Genomic DNA, 18,197 nt, shown 5'->3' with positions numbered 1-18,197 from the left:
GCCTCCCGGTCAGGGACGCCGCAAGGGGCGTAGCACGACGGCGCCGAGCGCGACCGCCCCGAGCGTCACCACCAGGACGCCGAAGAGCCAGATATTTCCTGCGAGGGCCAGGCCCGGCGCGGCTTCGGACGAACCCGTGAGGATCAGCGTCTTCGACGACGTCGACAGCAGCGCCACCACACTGTAGGCGACCGCTCCGGCGACCGCCGCCAAGATGACGTTCCGCGCCCAGAGTCCGCACAACAGGAACAGGCACCCTGCGAGCACCAGAGCCGCGAGGGCACCGACCGGCAGCGCGGCTCCGCCCGCGTACAGCACGTGCCCGTGCAGGAGGGTGCCGAGCACCCCCGCAGCGATTCCCGCTCCGACGGCGGCCAGCACTGCGGCCGACCGCCGGGGTGGGGATGTACCCACGTGTCCCGCAGCCCTCCGGGCCGCGAACGACGAACGCCGGCCCTCCCCCACTGGGAAGGTGCCGGCGTCGTCGTCTACCACGTGCAGCTGGTGATCAGGCGCGGGCGCGCGAACGCGATGCTCGCATGCGCTCGTTGGCATCCAGGATGACCTTGCGGATACGGATGGACTCGGGCGTCACCTCGACGCACTCGTCCTCGCGGGCGAACTCGAGGGATTCCTCGAGCGTCAGGTTGCGCGGCGGGGTCAGGTTCTCGAAGGTGTCGGAAGAGGCCGCACGCATGTTGGTGAGCTTCTTCTCCTTCGTGATGTTGACCTCCATGTCGTCGGCGCGGGAGTTCTCGCCGACGATCATGCCCTCGTACACCTCGGATGTGGGCTGGACGAAGAACGAGCCGCGCTCCTGCAGGTTGATCATGGCGAACGGCGTGACGACGCCGGCGCGGTCGGCGATCATCGAACCGTTGGTGCGGTACTCGATGTCGCCGGCCCACGGCTCGTAGCCCTCGGAGATCGACGCAGCGATACCGGCACCCCTGGTGTCGGTCAGGAAGCGGGTACGGAAGCCGATCAGGCCACGGGCGGGAACGATGAACTCCATGCGGACCCAGCCGGTGCCGTGGTTCGCCATGTTGGTCATGCGGCCCTTGCGCGCGGCCATGAGCTGGGTGACGCCGCCGAGGTACTCCTCGGGCACGTCGATGGTCATGTGCTCCATCGGCTCGTGGATCTTGCCGTCGATGGTCTTGGTGACCACCTGCGGCTTGCCGACCGTGAGCTCGAAGCCTTCGCGGCGCATCTGCTCGACCAGGATGGCGAGGGCGAGCTCACCACGGCCCTGGACCTCCCAGGCGTCGGGACGCGCGGTGGGCAGGACACGGAGCGAGACGTTGCCGATGAGCTCCTTGTCGAGGCGGTCCTTGACCTGGCGGGCCGTGACCTTGGCACCCTTGACCTTGCCTGCGAGCGGCGAGGTGTTGATACCGATGGTCACGGAGATCGCTGGATCGTCGACGGTGATGAGCGGCAGCGGCTGGGGGTTGTCGACATCGGTGAGCGTCTCGCCGATGGTGATGCCCTCGATACCGGCGACGGCGACGATCTCGCCGGGTCCGGCGGACTCGGTGGGAACACGGTCGAGCGCCTTGGTAGCGAGGAGCTCGGTGATCTTCACGGACTTCAGTTCGCCGTTCTGGCGAGCCCAGGCGACGGTCTGTCCCTTACGGAGGGTTCCGTTGAAGATGCGGAGCAGTGCGAGGCGGCCGAGGAACGGCGAGGCGTCGAGGTTGGTGACATGCGCCTGCAGAACACCCTCGGGGTTGTACCGGGGCGCGGGGATGTGCTCGATGATCGTCTGGAACAGCGGCTCGAGGTTATCGTTCGCGGGCACGGTGCCGTCCGCGGGCTGCTCGAGCGACGCGGCACCGGCGCGGGCCGCGGCGTAGACCACGGGCACGTTGAGGATCGCGTCGAGGTCGAGGTCGGGAACCTCGTCCGCGAGGTCCGAGGCGAGTCCGAGGAGGAGATCCATCGATTCGCTGACGACTTCCTCGATGCGGGAGTCGGGACGGTCGGTCTTGTTGACCAGCAGCACCACGGGGAGCTTGGCCGCGAGGGCCTTGCGCAGCACGAAGCGGGTCTGGGGCAGCGGGCCCTCGGACGCGTCGACGAGGAGGACGACGCCGTCGACCATGGACAGTCCGCGCTCCACCTCGCCGCCGAAGTCGGCGTGGCCCGGGGTGTCGATGACGTTGATGGTGATGGTCTCGCCATTGGCCGAGGGGCCGTCGTAGAACACCGTGGTGTTCTTCGCGAGGATGGTGATGCCCTTCTCGCGCTCGAGGTCGCCGGAGTCCATCACGCGGTCGGCGACGTCGCCGTGCGCCGCGAACGAGTTGGTCTGCTTCAGCATGGCGTCGACCAGGGTGGTTTTTCCGTGGTCAACGTGAGCCACGATGGCTACGTTGCGGAGATCGCTGCGGACAGCGGTGTTGCCTGTGGTTTCAGACATGCGTAATGACTCAATTCGGTATCTACTGCGGGGAAAGTGGCGGCGGCTGCACTGCACGCCCTCTTACCAGTCTAGGTGCTGGACAAAAACAGACCTAATGCGCGCTGTCAACGGTGGTCCGAATCAGCTGTGGGCGCACAACGACGGCGGCCCTCCCCAGGGAGGACCGCCGTCGTTGTGTCGTCACCGTCCGGCGCAGGGCCGCGTGCTAGGCGACCTCGGGTGGGAGGACGAGCCCGGCGCCGGGGATCGCCGCGAGCAGGGCCTGGGTATACGCCGTCTGCGGGTTGTCGAACACCTCGTCCGTCGTGCCCTGCTCCACGAGCCTGCCCTTCTCCATCACGGCCACGTGGTCGGCGATCTGCCGGACCACCGCGAGATCGTGCGTGATGAAGAGATAGCTCAGGCCGAGTTCGGACTGCAGGTCGGCGAGCAGGTTCAGGATCTGGGCCTGGACCAGCACGTCGAGTGCCGAGACCGCCTCGTCGCAGATGACCACTTCCGGGTCCAGCGCCAGCGCACGGGCGATCGCCACTCGTTGGCGCTGGCCGCCGGAGAGCTCGTTCGGGAAGCGCTGCATCATCGAGGACGGCAGCGCCACCTGCTCGAGCAACTCGCGGACCTTCTTCTCCCGGCTCTTCGCGTTGCCCACCCCGTGGACGCGGAGCGGCTCCTCGATGGTGCGGTAGATGTTGTACATCGGGTCGAGCGAACCGTAGGGATCCTGGAAGATGGGCTGCACGCGGCGCCGGAAATCGAACATCTCCTTCCGTCCGAGCGTGGTGATGTCCACGCCGTCGAAGCGGATACTGCCCGACGTCGCCCCTTCCAGGCCGAGCACCATCTTCGCGACGGTGGACTTGCCCGAGCCGGACTCCCCCACGACGGCGGTGGTCGTGCCGCGGGCGATGGAGAAGGAGACCTTGTTCACGGCGGTGAAGTCCGTGGACTTCCCCCAGCTGCCGCGGATCTTGAAGACCTTCGTCAGGTCCTCGACCTCGATCACCTTGTCCACCACAGCACCGGGAGGCGTCGCCGGAGCGAGCAGGTCCCCGGTCTCGACACCGGCGCGCTTCGCCGATGCGATGCGGCGCGAGGCGATCGACGGAGCCGACGCCACGAGCTTCTGCGTGTAGGGGTGGCGGGGGTTGGTCAGCAGTTCGAGGGCCGGCCCTGCCTCGACGACCTGCCCCTTGTACATCACGATCACCTTATGGGCGCGCTCGGCGGCGAGGCCGAGGTCGTGCGTGATGAGTAGCACCGCGGTGCCGAGCTCCTCCGTCATGGTGTCCAGGTGGTCGAGGATCTGTCGCTGGACGGTGACGTCCAGGGCGGATGTCGGTTCATCGGCGATCAGCAGTCGGGGTCGGCATGACAGGCCGATCGCGATCAGGGCGCGCTGGCGCATGCCCCCCGAGAACTCGTGCGGGTACTGGCTGGCCCTCGACGCGGCGTCCGGGAGCCCCGCCTCGGAGAGCACCTTGGCTACGTCCTGAGGAGTGCTCGGGAGTCCGTTGGCCCGCAGGGTCTCCTTCACCTGGAAGCCGATCTTCCACACCGGGTTCAGGTTGGACATCGGGTCCTGCGGCACCATGCCGATGGAGGATCCCCGGAGCTCGACGATGCGCTTCTCCGAGGCGTGTGTGATGTCCTCGCCGTCGAAGATGATGCTGCCGTTCGAGACACGCCCGTTCGCGGGCAGCAGTCCGATGGCGGCCAGCGCCGTCGTCGACTTGCCCGAGCCGGACTCCCCCACGATCGCGACGGTCTCCCCCGGCATCACGGTCAGGTGCGCGTCGCGCACCGCCGGGACGTTCCCGTTCGACGTCGAGAAGGTGATGGCGAGGTCGCGGAGTTCGAGCAGCGGCCGCGGAGCGCCGGACGACGCCGGGATTCCCTCGGTGCGCGCTGCCCGGCGCCGGCCGTCGCTGCCCTTTCCGGCATCCACTTCGTTGCCCATGCTGTGGCTCATCGTTTGCGTGCCTTCGGATCGAGAGCGTCACGCAGGGCATCGCCCAGCATGATGAAGCTCAGAACGGTGATCGACAGTGCGAGTCCCGGCCAGAAGATGGCCATCGGATTGCTCCGCAGGGACGGCTTCGCCGAGAAGATGTCATTGCCCCAGGACATGACGTCCGGCGGGAGGCCGATGCCGAGGAACGACAGCGTCGACTCCGCGACGATGAACGTTCCGAGGGAGATCGTCGCGATGACGATGACCGGCGCGAGGGCGTTCGGGATGACGTGCTTCACGAGGGCACCGAGGGGTGAGACCCCGAGCGACCTGGCCGCGGTGACGAAATCCGCATTTCGGACCTCGATGACGGCCGCGCGCGTGATGCGTGCGATCTGCGGCCAGCCGAACGCCACGAGGATCACGACGAGCGTCCACACGTTGCGGTTCTGCTGGAACACCGGAAGCTGCACGACGACGATCGCGCCGAGGATCAGCGGCAGCGCGAAGAAGATGTCACCGATCCGGGCGAGGACGGCATCGATCCAGCCCCCGAAGAAGCCGGCCAGCGCACCGATCAGGCCGCCGATGAGGACGACGCCGATGGTCGCGAACAGGCCGACCGTCAGCGACGACTGCGTGCCGTGGACGACGCGGGACAGGATGTCGCAGCCCTGCACCGTGAAGCCGAGCGGGTGCCCGGGGGCCGGTCCACCGTCGGAGTTCTCGAGCAGGCAGTTCTCGTTCGGCGGCTCGCTCGTGAAGAGGCCCGGGAACAGCGCCACGAAGATGACCGCGAGGATCAGGACCGCGCTGATGATGAACAGCGGCTGGCGCCTCAGGCTGCGCCACGCCTCGCCCCACAGGCTGCGCGGAGCGGCATCGGAGACGGCACTGTCGGTTGCCCTGACGGGGTTCTCGTCGGGGTCCGCTACGAAGTGCTCGATCGGGTAGGCGGACTTCTTGGTGCGGCCGACGGGCGTCGGTGCCTCTGTCGCCAGGGGGGCCTGCGGCTTCGACCCGACCGGTCCTTCCGCCGACAGCGGGGTCGAGGCCGGGGCCGGAGCGTTTGATGATGTTGGTTCAGGCATATCGAATCCTTGGGTCCAGCCACGCATACAGGAGATCCACCAGCAGGTTGGCGAGGCAGAAGATGAGGATCAGGAACGTGACGATCGAGACGACCATCGGTCCGTCACCGTTCAGTACGGCGCGGTAGAGGGTGTTGCCGACGCCGTTGACGTTGAAGATGCCCTCGGTGACGATCGCGCCGCCCATGAGTGCGCCGAGGTCGGCGCCCAGGAAGGTCACGACCGGGATCAGCGAGTTGCGGAGGACGTGCACGACGACGACGCGCCTGCGGCTCAGGCCCTTGGCCGTGGCCGTCCGGACGTAGTCCGCATTCACGTTCTCGATGATGCTCGTGCGGGTCAGGCGCAGGACATAGGCGAAGGACACCAGCCCGAGCACCACGGCCGGCAGGAGGAGTTCCGCGAACGTCGCGTCACCGCTGACCGTCGGGTTGGTCCACTGCAGCTTGACTCCGATCAGGAACTGCATCAGGAAACCCAGCACGAAGATCGGCACGGCGATGACGATCAGGGACAGGACGAGGACCGACGAGTCGAAGATCTTCCCCTTCCGGAGACCCGCGACGAGGCCGAAGACGATGCCGAAGACCGCCTCGATGACGAGGGCCATGACGGCGAGCTTCGCCGTGGTCGGGAAGACCTCGGCGATGATGGTCGCGATCGGACGGCCAGAGAAGTTCGTGCCCAGATCGAAGGTCAGGACGCCCTTGAGGTACAGCAGGTACTGGATCCAGAAGGGCTGGTCGAGGTTGTACTGCTCGCGCAGGCCGGCGACGACGGCCGGGGTGCAGCCGCGCTCGCCGCAGATGGCAGCGGTGGCATCACCGGGCAGGCTGAAGACCAGGAAGTAGACGAGAAGCGTCGCGCCGAGGAACACGGGAACCAACTGCAGGAAGCGTCGGACGATATACCAGGCCATCAGTGCGCACCTCCCGGCACGGCGAGCGTCCGGACCGGACGCAAAGAGGGGTTGCTCATGAGGTGTTGAACCTTTTCGTGGGAGCACGGAAAAGGGGCCTGCCCTGTGCCGGGCAGGCCCCGAGACCGCTAGGGGTTACTTGCCGGTGATGGCGTAGTAGAGCGGAACACCGTTCCAGCCGAACTCGACGTTGTCCACGTTGTTGCTCCAGCCGCCCTGGGCGACCTGGTACCACAGCGGGATGGCCGGGAGGTCTTCCAGGAGCTGCTCCTGGGCCTTGTTCATCGCCTCGTTGCCCTCCTCGACAGAGCTGGCGGCGAGTCCGTCGGTCAGCTGCTGGTCGAACTCGGGGTTGCTGTAGCGGGCATCGTTCGATCCGGCGCCCGTGGCGTAGATCGGCCCGAGGAAGTTGTACAGCGACGGGTAGTCGGCCTGCCAGCCGGCACGCAGGGCGCCGGTGAGGGTCTCCTCGGTGGCTTCGGTACGTGCTTCCTTGAACGTCGCGTACGGCTTGCCCGCTACGTCGATGCCGAGGTTGTTCTTGATGTTGTTGACGACCGCCTCGACCCACGTCTTGTGGTCACCCTTGTCGGCGTTGTAGCCGATGGTCAGGGGCTGCGATTCGTCGTAGGGTGCGATCTTCTCGGCATCGGCCCAGAGCTGCTTGGCCTTCTCGGGGTTGTAGTCGAGGTTCTCGCTGCCCGGGAGGTCCTCGCTGAAGCCCTCGAGGACGGGAGCCGTGAAGTCCTTCGCGGGGGTGCGGCCGTTATTGAAGATCACCTCGGTGATCTCCTCCCGGTTGATCGCCATCGAGATCGCCTGGCGGCGCAGCTTGCCGGCCTCGCCTTCCCAGTTCGGGAGGTAGTACGGGATCGCGATGGTCTGGTTGCCTGCATAGGGCGATTCGATCGAGCGCTCACCGAGGTCGTTCTTGAAGTTCTTGATGTCGCTGGTCGGAATCGTCTTCAGGACGTCCAGGTTGTCCGAGATCAGGTCCTGGTAGGCCGTCGTGTCATTCTGGTAGATCTTGAAGGTCACGCCGGCGTTCTGCGCGGCCTGCGGGCCCTCGTACTCGTCATTGGGCACGAGTTCGATCTGCTGGTTGTGCTGCCAGGCGCCCTCGGAGGCGAACTTGTACGGTCCGTTGCCGATCGGGTTCTCGCCGAAAGCGGCGGGGTCCTCGAAAGCCACGGCGGGCAGCGGGAAGAACGCGCTGTAGCCGAGGCGCAGGGGCCAGTCGGATTCGGGCTGGGAGAGCTTGACGGTGAACGTCAGGTCGTCGACGACGGTGAGGCCGCTCATGGTCTCCACCGTGGAGCCTTCGGCGCTCGCCTCGTCGTAGCCTTCGATGCTCTCGAAGAAGTAGCTCGAGAGCTGCGCGTTCTTCGCGGCAGCACCGTAGTTCCAGGCGTCGACGAAGGAGCTCGCGGTAACGGGGTCGCCGTTGGTGAACGTCTTGCCTTCCTTAAGCTTGATCATGTAGTTCTGGGCGTCCTCGGTCTCGATGGACTCGGCCATCTCGTTCTGGGACGTGCCGTGCGCGTCGTAGCTCACGAGACCGGCGAAGATCAGGTCGAGGATCGCTCCGCCGCCCACCTCGTTGGTGCTCGTGGGGATCAACGGGTTCTGGGGCTCGGAGCCATCCACCACGATGACGGCATCTGTGGTGCCCTCGCTCGTGCCGGACTCACTGCTTCCGCCGCCGCATGCACTCAGTGACAGAACGGCGATGGCCGCGACGCTGAGCATTTTGGAAGTGCGCGTGAAACGCATTCCGCCTCCTAGGTATCTGGGTCGTTCCGGCGCTGTTGTGGCCGGGATAGCGGCTCCGCAGAGAGCGAGAGCCAACTCACACCGGAAGATCATATGCCCATTCCGTTGCTTCCCTGAACATCTTGAAGGGACGGCGCTCTCAAGCGGTTTTCAGAATGCCCGCGCGATGACCGTGATTCCGCGGACGACGGCCTGCGCCTGGGGCACGTCACGCTTGGATAACGGGAGCGTGGGGGCTTCCGGCGTGGGAAGGCCGACGTGGCGTCCATGCCCCCGTCCGGTCCCGGGTTCCACCGTGGCACGTGGCGTCGGAACCGGACACAGCGACGTAGCCCGCCCTGCCTCAGCAGGACGGGCTACGTCGGGTGCAACCCCCTACAGGGGACGCGACCGAACTCAGTCGGTGGACGCCATCAGCTTCGCTCGCAGCTCGCGGCGCTCTCTCTGCTTGGCCGGATCCGGCAAGGGCACGGCCGCCAGCAGGCGCTGGGTGTAGGGGTCCTGGGGGCTGCGCAGGATCTGGTCACGCGTGCCCTGCTCCACGATCCGCCCACGCTTCATCACGCAGATGTAGTCCGCGAGCACGTCGACGACGGCGAGGTCGTGCGTGACGAACAGGCAGGCGAATCCGAGTTCGCGCTGCAGGTTCTGGAAGAGTTCCAGGACCTTCGCCTGCACGGACACGTCCAGGGCGGACGTGGGCTCGTCAGCAACCATCAGCTTCGGTTTGAGCGACAGCGCTCGCGCGATGCCGACTCGCTGCTTCTGGCCACCGGACAACTCGTGCGGGTACCGGTTGCGATAGGAGCGCGGCAATTCGACCTGGTCCAACAGCGTCTCGATGCGCTTCTGCAACTCGCCACCCTTGGCCTCGCCCGCCAGGAACATGGGCTCGCCGATGCTCTCACCGATCGGGAGCCGGGGGTTCAGGGACGACGACGGATCCTGGAAGACCATGCCTACGTGCCGCCGCACCTGCACGAGTTCCTTCGACGTGGGCCGGAAGCCCGAGATGTCCGTTCCCACGACCTTGAGCGAACCGTGCGCGACCGGCAACAGCCCGACGGCGGCACGCCCGATCGTGGTCTTCCCGGAGCCCGACTCCCCCACCAGTCCGATGACCTGGCCCGGATAGACGGTGAGGTTCGCACCCTCGACAGCCCGGAACGCCGGGACCCGGCCCTGCTTCGGATACTCGATTGCCACGTCCACCAGCTCGAGGACAGGCTCCGCAGCGGGCGACGCCGTGTGCGCTTCCTCGTGGAGCTGCGCGAGTACCTGCTGCTCGCGCCGCTCCAGCTCGTCGTGGTCGACGGTCTGCAGCTCCGTGTGGGTCGCTGCCGCCAGGGCGGCGGTGATGTCGACGTCGTCGTTCCCGTCCCCCTGCCCGAGGTGCGGCACGGCGGCGAGGAGCGCCCGCGTGTACTCGTGCTGCGGGTTGTTGAAGATCTGCTCCGCCGTGCCCGTCTCCACGATGCGGCCCTTGCGCATCACGGCGATCCGGTCCGCGAGGTCTGCCACCACTCCCATGTCGTGCGTGATGAGGACGATCGCGCTGTTCAACTGGGTGCGCAGGTTGCGCATGAGGTCCAGGATCTCAGCCTGGACCGTCACATCCAGTGCCGTCGTCGGTTCGTCGGCGATCAGGAGCTTCGGATCGCACGACAGTGACTGGGCGATCATCGCGCGTTGGCGCTGCCCTCCCGACAACTGGTGCGGATAGGAGCGGAACGCCTTGTCGGGATCCGGCAACTCCACCATCTGCAGCAGGCGCAGCGCACGCTGCTTCGCCTCGTCCGGCGAGATCTCGTTGTGCAGGCGCAGCGTCTCCACGATCTGGAAACCCACGGTGTAGACGGGGTTCAGTGCGGTCATCGGCTCCTGGAAGATGACGGCGACGTCGTTGCCGCGGATCTGCCGGAGCTTCGCCGGCGACATCGTCAGGACGGACTTGCCGTTCAGCAGCACCTCGCCGGTGACCCGGCTGTTGGACGGCAGCAACCCGAGAAGCGACATGGAGCTGGCACTCTTGCCGGAACCGGACTCGCCCACGATGGCGAGGACCTCGCCGGCACGCACCTCGTAGTTGAGGTCGATGGCGGCAGGGACCCACTTCTTGTCGACACCGAAGTCGACGCTGAGGTTCCGGACCTCGAGCACGGGACCCTGGAACGCCGGCCGGTCCGGGCCGGCGCCGCCTGTGCCACCGATTACCTGAGTACTCATGAGGGGGTCTCCTTCGTGATGGAGGCGCGAGACTGTCCGCGCTCCGGGATTGCCGTGGTCGGCCGCACTGCTGGGACTATTGAGCCATGGAAAGCTCGAGGGATGTGGCCGGGGCCACCGTTTTCAAACCGCGGACCAGCGTCTGGTTCACGGGTATCGCGGTCGTCGTCGCGTTGGCCGGGCTTGTGTCGATCCTCGCCACCGAGGGTCCGTCCGGCCTGCTCGCGGGGTGGCCGCTGGCAAGCATCGGCTATCTCGGCTGGTGGCTCTTCTGGTACCCCGCCGTCGTACTGTCCGACGCCGCCGTGACACTGCGGAACCCGCTGGCGACCATCAGGGTCCCCTGGGCCGCCCTGATCGACGTGGATACGAGGTACGCCCTGAAGCTGGTGACGCCGACAGGCTCGTTCACCGCCTGGGCCGCACCCGCTCCCGGGGTCTGGGGAACCCATGCCGGCAAGCCCGAACACGTGACGAACCTGCCGTCCACGAGCTACGGCCCCGGCGGGTCTATCCGCCCGGGGGACCTGAAAAACACGGACTCGGGACTGGCGGCTTACCTCGTGCGCTCCCGCTGGCAGGAGCTGGTGGAGTCCGGCGCCATCGACGTAGACTCCCCCGACCGTGCGCGCCGCGCGTGGAACTGGCCGCACATCGCCGTGGCGGTGCTGCTGGCCTCGGCGGCTGCCGCGTCGCTGACTCTCGGCTCCTAGCGGTCCGGTCACGCCGCTGCGGGCTTCTCTGCGTCCTTCGCCCGACTGGCGTTGAATTTCTTCTGCCGAGGGTCGAAGGCGTCGCGCAGGCCGTCGCCGATGAAATTGATGCAGAGGCAGATCAGCACGATGAACAGGCCGGGGAACCAGAACAGCCACGGCCGCGTCTGGAACGCCTCCTGGTTCTGGCTGATGATCAGGCCCAGGGACACATCGGGAGCCTTCACACCGAATCCGATGTAACTCAGCGCCGTCTCGAGCAGGATGCCCGCGGACATCAGCAGCGTCGTGTTCACGATGATGACTCCGACGGCATTCGGCAGGATGTGCTTGAAGATGATGCGCGCGTTGGACGCACCGGCGATCTTCGCCGCATCCACGAACTCACGCTCGCGCAGCGTCAGGAACTCGCCTCGCACGAGGCGCGCCAGTCCGGTCCAGGCGATCAGCCCGAGGAAGATGCCGAGCAGCCACACCTGCGCGCCGCTACCGACGAAGCGGTTGACGGACTCACCCAGTGTCGCTGCGATGAGGACGAGCGGGATGATGATGATGACGTCGGTGAATCGCATCAGCACGGCCTCGGTCCAGCCGCGGAAGTAGCCGGAGCTGGCACCTATGACCACTCCCACGAGGCACGCGAGCGCTCCGATGAGGAACATGATGATGATGGAGTTCTGAGCTCCGCGCATAGTCATCGCGAAGTAGTCACGGCCGATCGAATCCTGTCCGAACGGGTGCTCTCCCCAACTGAACGGTCCGGTGACGGTCGGCGCGCCACCGTTGAGCAGGGGGACGAACTCGGTGTGGTTGTACTTCCACCAGCCCGGGATCCCGGCGAAGCCCACCGAGGTGAAAGCCAGTACGAAGATGACGACGAACACGATGAGGCTGACGATCGCGGCGGTGTTGTCGAAGAACTTCCTGCGGACGATCTGGCCCTGCGACAGGCCCTTCGCCTCGGCATCGGGAGCCGGATGCGTAGGACCGGTGACGGTCGCTGCCTCACCGCCGGGAAGGTCGGAGGGAGTCTGAGTGGTCATGCTTTCACCCTTACGCGAGGATCGAGGAACGAGTACACGATGTCGGCCACCAGGTTGAAGACCAGCGCCAGGATGCCGGCCACCAGGAAGAAGCCCATGATCGGATCCGGGTCGGTGCGCTGCAGCGCCTGGACGAAGAGCTGTCCCATCCCCGCGAAGGCGAAGACCTGCTCGGTGATGATCGCGCCGCCGATCAGGGCGCCGATGTCGAAGGCCACCAGGGTCGCGAGGGGGATGAGCGCGTTGCGAAAGGCGTGCCGCATCACGACGGTCCGCTCGCTCAGGCCCTTGGCCCGGGCGGTGCGGATGTAGTCCATGTTCATGATCTCCAGCATGGAGGCGCGCGAATACCGGCTGTAACTGGCGAGGGATGCGAGGAGCAGGGCCAGCGTCGGCAGCAGCAGGTGCGTGAATGTGTCGAGGCCGTTCACCCAGAACGTGCCGTCGAGGCCCGGCGTCTCCGCTCCCACCGTCGCGATCGGCCTGCCGCGGACACGCGAGTTGTTGACGTAGGAAGGCCAGGTGACCATGAAGCGGTCGACGACGATCAGGAGCCCCATCAGCAGCCCGGTCAGGGCCGCCGCTCGCATGCTTTGGCCCCGGTCGTAGCCGCCCATGAAGTATCCGACCGTGCAACCCACCAGAACCGTGATGACCGCGAAAATGACGATCATCCAGGCGGTTGCCGCATTCAGGACCGGGTTCACGACGTAGTAGGCGACGAGGCCGATGGCCACCATGATCAGCGACGAGTACAGCGCCTTGCGGTTGCGGAGACCCGCGGTGAGCAGCACGATGCCGAAGGCGATACCGACACCCGTCACGAGGATCACGATGGGTCCCAGGCCCGGCCGGGTGAACCAGTCCACAAGGTCCAGGACGAACAGGAGCGCCGCGGCGACGACCGCGCCGAGGACGAAGGCGATTCCCTTGCTCCGCCAGGACCTGCTCGCGAACAGCGCCCAGATGAGCCCGCTCGCTATCGCGACGACCAGGATCGTCGAACCCGGGATCTGCGGGTTCGCGAGGAAGTTGTTGAACCCGATGGCGCCGAATTCCTTCAGCAGGACGGCCAGCCAGAAGATCGGCAGCGAGAAGAACAGGAACGACATGAACGTCACGCCGTAATCGAGTCCGCTGTACTGGCGCAGTGCCGTGATGATGCCGAGCGAGATGCCGATGATGATGGCAAGCACCGTTGCAGTGGTGACGAGCGTGATGGTGTTACCCATGGCCCTCACGAGCGCTGTGGTCACCGCCTCGCCCTGAATGCTCGCGCCCAGATCGCAGGTCGCCGCGAACGGGACGAGGCACTTCGCCGCTCCGGCGAGCCACCCGAAGTACCGGAGCGGTGCCGGCGTGTTGAGGTCGAGGAGCTCCGTCCGGGCCTGGATCAGCTGATCGCGGTTCGGCGCGTTGCTGGCGCGCAGGTCCTCGAGCGGGTCGCCCGAGAGAGCGGTGAGCTGGTACACGACGAACGACGCGCCGATCAGGATGAGGACGGCCGTCACCAGACGCCGAACGATGTAGGTCACCATAGATTTCGAACCTCAATGTTTGATTTCGGGTGGGTGTTCCCGTGCTATCGCAGAGTGTAGTGCAGCCTCCGTAGCCGGAGGAACGCCGGGGCCGGCAGCCACCGCGGGTCCTCGCCATGGCGCCGAAGCGGAACATCGTCCTTCCGCGACCTGCACAAAGAGAGGCGCCGGAACGGGCGAGTTCCCCTGTCCCGGCGCCTCTTTGCTACTGACGTGCGTTACTCAGTGACGGACTACTGGACGACTTCCCAGTCCCAGAAGTTCCACCAGACGCCCGTCTGGTTCGGCATGTATTCGATGCCGGTGATGTTGTCGCTGTAGGCGTCGACACCGGGAACCTGGAACAGGGGCAGTCCGTACTTGGAATCCCAGATCAGCTTGTCGATCTGGATCTGCAGGTCGTCCTGCGCGTCCGGATCAGTCGTCACGATCAGTTCGTCCATGAGCTCGTCGGCCTCGGGGCTGGAGAACCCGTTGAAGTTCGAGCCGTTGCCCGTCTTGAAGATCTGCGGCACGCCGGACACGCCGACGCCCGAGTTGATCCAGCCGAAGATGGTGGCATCGTAGGTGCCGTTGCCCAGAGCGGCGCTCCAGTCAGAGGCACCGAGACCGCCGTCGATGACCTTGAATCCTGCCTTCGCGGCGGATTCCGCGATCAGCGTGTAGGAGTTCAGGCGGTTCGGGTTGTCACGGTTGTACATGATCCGGACCTCCGGAGTCGCTCCGGCGAGCAGCTCCTTCGCACCCTCGATGTCTACCTCGGCGTAGGCTTCCGAACCGTTGTTGGCGGCCGACTCCTCGTAGGGCTCCTGGTCGGTCAGGAAGAGCTGCGAGTCGAGAGGCTCGGCGTCGGGGTTCAGCTTCTTGACGATCGTCTCGACCAGCTGCTGGCGAGGCACCGTCTTCATGAAGGCCTCGCGGACACTCTCCTCGGCGAAGACTCCGCTGAAGTTCAGGTCGAGGTGGTCGTAGGAGAGCTCGTTGCCGCGAGAAACGGTCACGCCCTCGATGGCTTCCAGCTGCTCGACGGTGTCAGCGGACGCCTGCGGAGCGATGATGTCCGCTTCGCCGTTCTGCAGCGCCTGGACCTGGGCCGGTGCCTCGCCGATGTAGCGGACAGTGATCTCGTCCACCTTCGGCATCGGGCCCCAGCTGTAGTCCTCGTTGCGGGTCAGCGTCATGGACTGGTCCGGCGTCATCGCCGAAGCGATGAACGGGCCGTTGGACAGGTAGAGCGACGGATCGCTCGGCAGCGACTTCGTGTCGAAACCGGCGTTCCAGAAGTCGGCGACCGCCTGGAGTTCAGGGCGCTCCACCGGATTCTCGGGGTCGCCCTCCGGCGAGGTCTGGATGAGCTCGATCAGCGCGTCCTCATCAGCGAGGCCGCCTTTCTCGGCGACGACGTGGGCGGGCGAGGAGATGCCACCCTCACTCATGAGGCCGAAAGCGACCTGGTAGTCGGCAAAGGGCTCCGAGTAGTTCAGGGTGATGGACCGGCCGTCATCGCCGATCTCGGGGAGCTCGGTGAGACCGAGTCCGCCGGTGTCGCCGGCGTAGTCGAAGTAGGTGGCACCCGATACGACTTCACCCGCTTCATCGGTCTTCGCGTCGTTGAAGTGTCCTGAACCGATGGCCCACGAAAGCAGCAGGTCGCCGCCGTCCACGGGCTCGCCGTCGGACCAGTTAACGCCCTCGTTAACTGTGTACTTCACGCTCAGGGGATCCTCGGAGAGGACCTCCATCGAACCGAAGTCCTCGTTCTCGACCACCTCGAGATCGTTGTTGATGTAGACGAAACCGGAGTGGGTTGCATAGGCAATCCTGCCGTTGATGTCCGAGTTGCCCTCTGAGCTGTTCGAGTTGAACGAGCTGAAGCCGTTGACCTCGACAACACGGACGTTTCCGCCCGTTGCTTCGCCTTCAGCGCTTTCCTCGGGTGTCTCGGCACCCGTGTTGGCAGCGCAGGCGCTCAATGCGAGCGCTGCTACAGCAGCGACCCCCACAGCTTTGGAAGTACGTCCGAAACGCATTCCGCCTCCTATTTCATAGTGTGGATCCAGCTTCACGCGGTCTTGCATGACAGCCGATACGCAACCCGAAAGGGTGACGCTACTCACGTGAGCAAAAGCCTAAGTGCACTTTGTTACCAATAGGTATCCAATGCCACGCCGGTCCGGTGTTGTTATCGAGCTGCAACCAAATGTTCACCGAACCTTCCGAGGTCCTCTCCAGCGGTACGGGCGGTGGCGCCGTCCGACCAGCCCGGCGCTGGAATCAACGCTTGATCAGGGGCGTCGCGCGGTGTTTCGTTAAGAGACCCGGCCGCCCGCTGGTGTGGCCGGAGCGCCGCTGACCGCACCTGGTCCGCGGTGGAACCCGCAGGGCAGGCGAGGAGCACCATGGCTTGGCTTTTCGTGGACAGGCACGCGGCGATCTGGGACGACGACGCCGACGTGCAGGCTGCGATCGGGGCGATCAAGGCCCGGCTCGACCAGCACGCCGAAGTGCACCTGTCGATCCAGAGCAGGGGCTTGAAGGGCCCTGTGTTCGTGATCACGAAGGAGACCGCCCTGACGTCCCCGGAGCTCAGCAACCGGTTCAACGCGGATCTGTTCTCCGATCTCACGACGCCGACGGCGCGGAACAGCCCGACCATCCACTGGTTCTCGGACGGGCGGGGATTCGTGTCGGAGACCAACAGCCGCATGTGGTGACCCTCGCCGGCGTGCACGTCGGCAGGAGCGACGCAGCGCTCCTGCCGGACCAGGGACCCTACGTCAGGGCTGCGTCCACAGGGTGACGGTGTGCGCAGGGCCGCTCGAGGACGACGTCGGACGGAACCCCAGGTTGTTGAGCTGGGCAGCATAGGCGCTGTCCTGCTCGTTCTTGGTCACAAGCCAGACACGCGGCGGTACGGCGCGTTCTGCGATGTCGACCACCGGAGGATCCGAGGCGAACACCCAGCCGAGCGGCGGGCGTTCGGGCTGGGCTATGTCCACCAGCCGATCGAACTCCTGCGGGTACAGGTCGACGGCGTTGCGGGCGGAGTCGATGGAACCGACACCCGGTTCGATCAGTAGGCCGTCCCCGTTCTCCGCCTGGTCGTGCAGGGCTGAGGCGATGAAGGAGTAGTCGTAGCCGGGAATCTTCGCGTACGGCTGGCGCTGGGCCACGATGAGGACGATGCAGCCTGCGACCAGTAGCGACGCCAGGATCTGCTTGGCGTAAGGCCGGAGCACCATGATGCACTCCGCCAGCAGCATCGCGACGAACGGTGACGACGACGTGAAGTAGCGGCCCAGCAGCATGGGTTCATGCGCGATCGATATGCCCCACAGAACGGCGACCGCCAGTGCGGGTGGCACCGCGGCTACGAGCAGGCGGTCCTTCGGCAGCGGACAACCAGTGATCAGCGCGAGTGCGATGGTCAGCGCGGCGATGCCGGCCACCGCGACTGCGACGTACTGCAGCGCCACTTCGGAACCGGCCGGCTCGATGTTCCAGCGCGAGGTGAACCAGGACTCCACCAGCGCCTGGTCGGCGATGTTGTACCCTCCGTCCCCGATCCAGCTCACCTGGGACTGCTGGGGAAGCGCGGCGAGGGCGAGCGGAAGGCACACGAGCCCCGCCACTACCGAGGTCACGAGCAGTGCCAGCCGGGACCTGCCCCGGAAAAGGATGAGCGCGACAGCCACCAGGCCGACGACGGGCAGCGCGGCGAAGAGGTGCGCGCCGACGGCGCCGATCATCGACGCCCCCAGCAGTAGCCAGTACCCGATCGAACTCCTCTCGCGGAGCTTGACGACCGCGAGCAGGGCGAATGCCATGAACATCGACGAGAGCGCATAGGGTCTCGCCTCGATCCCCATCGCGGTCATGCGGGGCAACAGCGCGAACGCCGCGGCGTAGAACAGTTGCGCCCTACGACCGCCGACGGAACGGCCGGCGGCCGCCATCGCAGCCGTGCCTGCCCCCACAGCCAGCAGGCTGGGCATCCGCAGCCAGAGCGGCGTGACCCCGGTCACGCTCACCCAAGCGCTCATGAAGACGTAGTACGGAGCGAACACGGCGTCGGTCTGCTGCCACAGGACCGCCATGTCGGCGAAGGGATAGCTGATGATGTGGGCTGTCGCTGCCTCATCCAGCCACGGGGAAGGAATCCATGCACCCGCAAAGCTGATCAGGAAACCGAGCACTCCCAGGAAGAGGCTGCTTCGGACGGGAGCGGAGAGCCCTGACGAAGGGCCCCTCCCGATCGCTCTTCGGGACGGGTGCCTTGCCGCGGAATGCCGGGCCGGAAGCTGCGAAGTCACCCCGCGACTATAGATGATGCGCGTCGGCCCCCCACCATTCCTCCACTTCCCTGGACTCGAGCTTCCCGACGTGGCAGGGCCGATCATGTCCCCGCTCCCTCCGGGACGGGCGGTCGGCAACGATCGCTCCAGGGCGGGCGGTGCGTGCGACCCGTTCCCATCCACATCGCAGCACCAGCCACTCCTTATATACAGGGGCCAC

The 18,197-nt window shown here is 66.1% G+C and carries 13 protein-coding genes; 2 read left to right on the top strand and 11 right to left on the bottom strand.

Translation table 11 applies throughout. The annotated features are described in order from the left end of the window. Positions 1–9 precede the first annotated feature (9 nt). The 7 genes from FDK12_RS01425 to FDK12_RS01395 all read right to left on the bottom strand — a co-directional run bounded on the left by FDK12_RS01425 (position 10) and on the right by FDK12_RS01395 (position 10,388). Entirely contained in the window at positions 10–414 is a 405-nt protein-coding gene (locus FDK12_RS01425) for a hypothetical protein (RefSeq protein ID WP_137367891.1), read from the bottom strand. Between the two features lie 94 nt (positions 415–508). Beyond that, positions 509–2,425, bottom strand: coding sequence for a translational GTPase TypA (typA, locus tag FDK12_RS01420; RefSeq protein WP_104117152.1), 1,917 nt, complete (start codon positions 2,423–2,425; stop codon positions 509–511). Between the two features lie 208 nt (positions 2,426–2,633). Next, positions 2,634–4,397, bottom strand: a complete 1,764-nt coding sequence (locus FDK12_RS01415) for an ABC transporter ATP-binding protein (protein ID WP_223263014.1) — start codon at positions 4,395–4,397, stop codon at positions 2,634–2,636. Then, positions 4,394–5,470 (bottom strand): ABC transporter permease, encoded by a 1,077-nt coding sequence (locus FDK12_RS01410; protein WP_137367890.1) that lies wholly within the window; start codon positions 5,468–5,470, stop codon positions 4,394–4,396. The genes FDK12_RS01415 and FDK12_RS01410 overlap by 4 nt, the downstream gene beginning before the upstream one ends. Further along, positions 5,463–6,389 carry an ABC transporter permease gene (locus tag FDK12_RS01405; protein ID WP_137367889.1) on the bottom strand — a complete coding sequence of 309 codons (927 nt, stop codon included), beginning with the start codon at positions 6,387–6,389 and terminating at the stop codon, positions 5,463–5,465. The genes FDK12_RS01410 and FDK12_RS01405 overlap by 8 nt, the downstream gene beginning before the upstream one ends. Positions 6,390–6,524: 135 nt before the next feature. Then, positions 6,525–8,162, bottom strand: coding sequence for an ABC transporter substrate-binding protein (locus FDK12_RS01400; protein WP_137367888.1), 1,638 nt, complete (start codon positions 8,160–8,162; stop codon positions 6,525–6,527). 396 nt (positions 8,163–8,558) lie between these two features. After that, positions 8,559–10,388 carry an ABC transporter ATP-binding protein gene (locus FDK12_RS01395; RefSeq protein ID WP_137367887.1) on the bottom strand — a complete coding sequence of 610 codons (1,830 nt, stop codon included), beginning with the start codon at positions 10,386–10,388 and terminating at the stop codon, positions 8,559–8,561. An 86-nt stretch (positions 10,389–10,474) separates the two neighbouring features. On the opposite strand from FDK12_RS01395, the gene FDK12_RS01390 reads away from it, so the two are divergent. After that, complete coding sequence (locus FDK12_RS01390) at positions 10,475–11,101, top strand: PH domain-containing protein (RefSeq protein WP_137367886.1); 627 nt, start codon at positions 10,475–10,477, stop codon at positions 11,099–11,101. A gap of 8 nt (positions 11,102–11,109) precedes the next feature. Here FDK12_RS01390 and FDK12_RS01385 read toward each other — a convergent pair whose 3' ends face one another. The 3 genes from FDK12_RS01385 to FDK12_RS01375 form a co-directional block, all read right to left on the bottom strand. Further along, positions 11,110–12,144: an ABC transporter permease gene (locus FDK12_RS01385; protein WP_137367885.1), complete on the bottom strand. Its 1,035-nt coding sequence runs from the start codon at positions 12,142–12,144 to the stop codon at positions 11,110–11,112. After that, positions 12,141–13,682 carry an ABC transporter permease gene (locus FDK12_RS01380; RefSeq protein WP_137367884.1) on the bottom strand — a complete coding sequence of 514 codons (1,542 nt, stop codon included), beginning with the start codon at positions 13,680–13,682 and terminating at the stop codon, positions 12,141–12,143. Before FDK12_RS01380 ends, FDK12_RS01385 begins: the two co-directional genes overlap by 4 nt. 233 nt (positions 13,683–13,915) lie before the next feature. Beyond that, positions 13,916–15,712, bottom strand: a complete 1,797-nt coding sequence (locus FDK12_RS01375; RefSeq protein ID WP_137367883.1) for an ABC transporter family substrate-binding protein — start codon at positions 15,710–15,712, stop codon at positions 13,916–13,918. Positions 15,713–16,081: 369 nt separating this feature from the next. On the opposite strand from FDK12_RS01375, the gene FDK12_RS01370 reads away from it, so the two are divergent. Further along, complete coding sequence (locus FDK12_RS01370; RefSeq protein WP_104117161.1) at positions 16,082–16,396, top strand: hypothetical protein; 315 nt, start codon at positions 16,082–16,084, stop codon at positions 16,394–16,396. Positions 16,397–16,459: 63 nt separating this feature from the next. On the opposite strand, the gene FDK12_RS01365 is transcribed toward FDK12_RS01370, so the two are convergent. Further along, a complete protein-coding gene (locus tag FDK12_RS01365) occupies positions 16,460–17,878 on the bottom strand; it encodes a glycosyltransferase family 39 protein (RefSeq protein WP_189636223.1) in 1,419 nt (472 codons plus the stop codon). Positions 17,879–18,197: the final 319 nt, after the last annotated feature.

The organism is Arthrobacter sp. NamB2 (genome assembly GCF_005281365.1).
In the GTDB taxonomy this organism is placed as follows: Bacteria; Actinomycetota; Actinomycetes; order Actinomycetales; family Micrococcaceae; genus Arthrobacter_D.
This window is presented reverse-complemented; position numbering and strand designations above follow the sequence as displayed.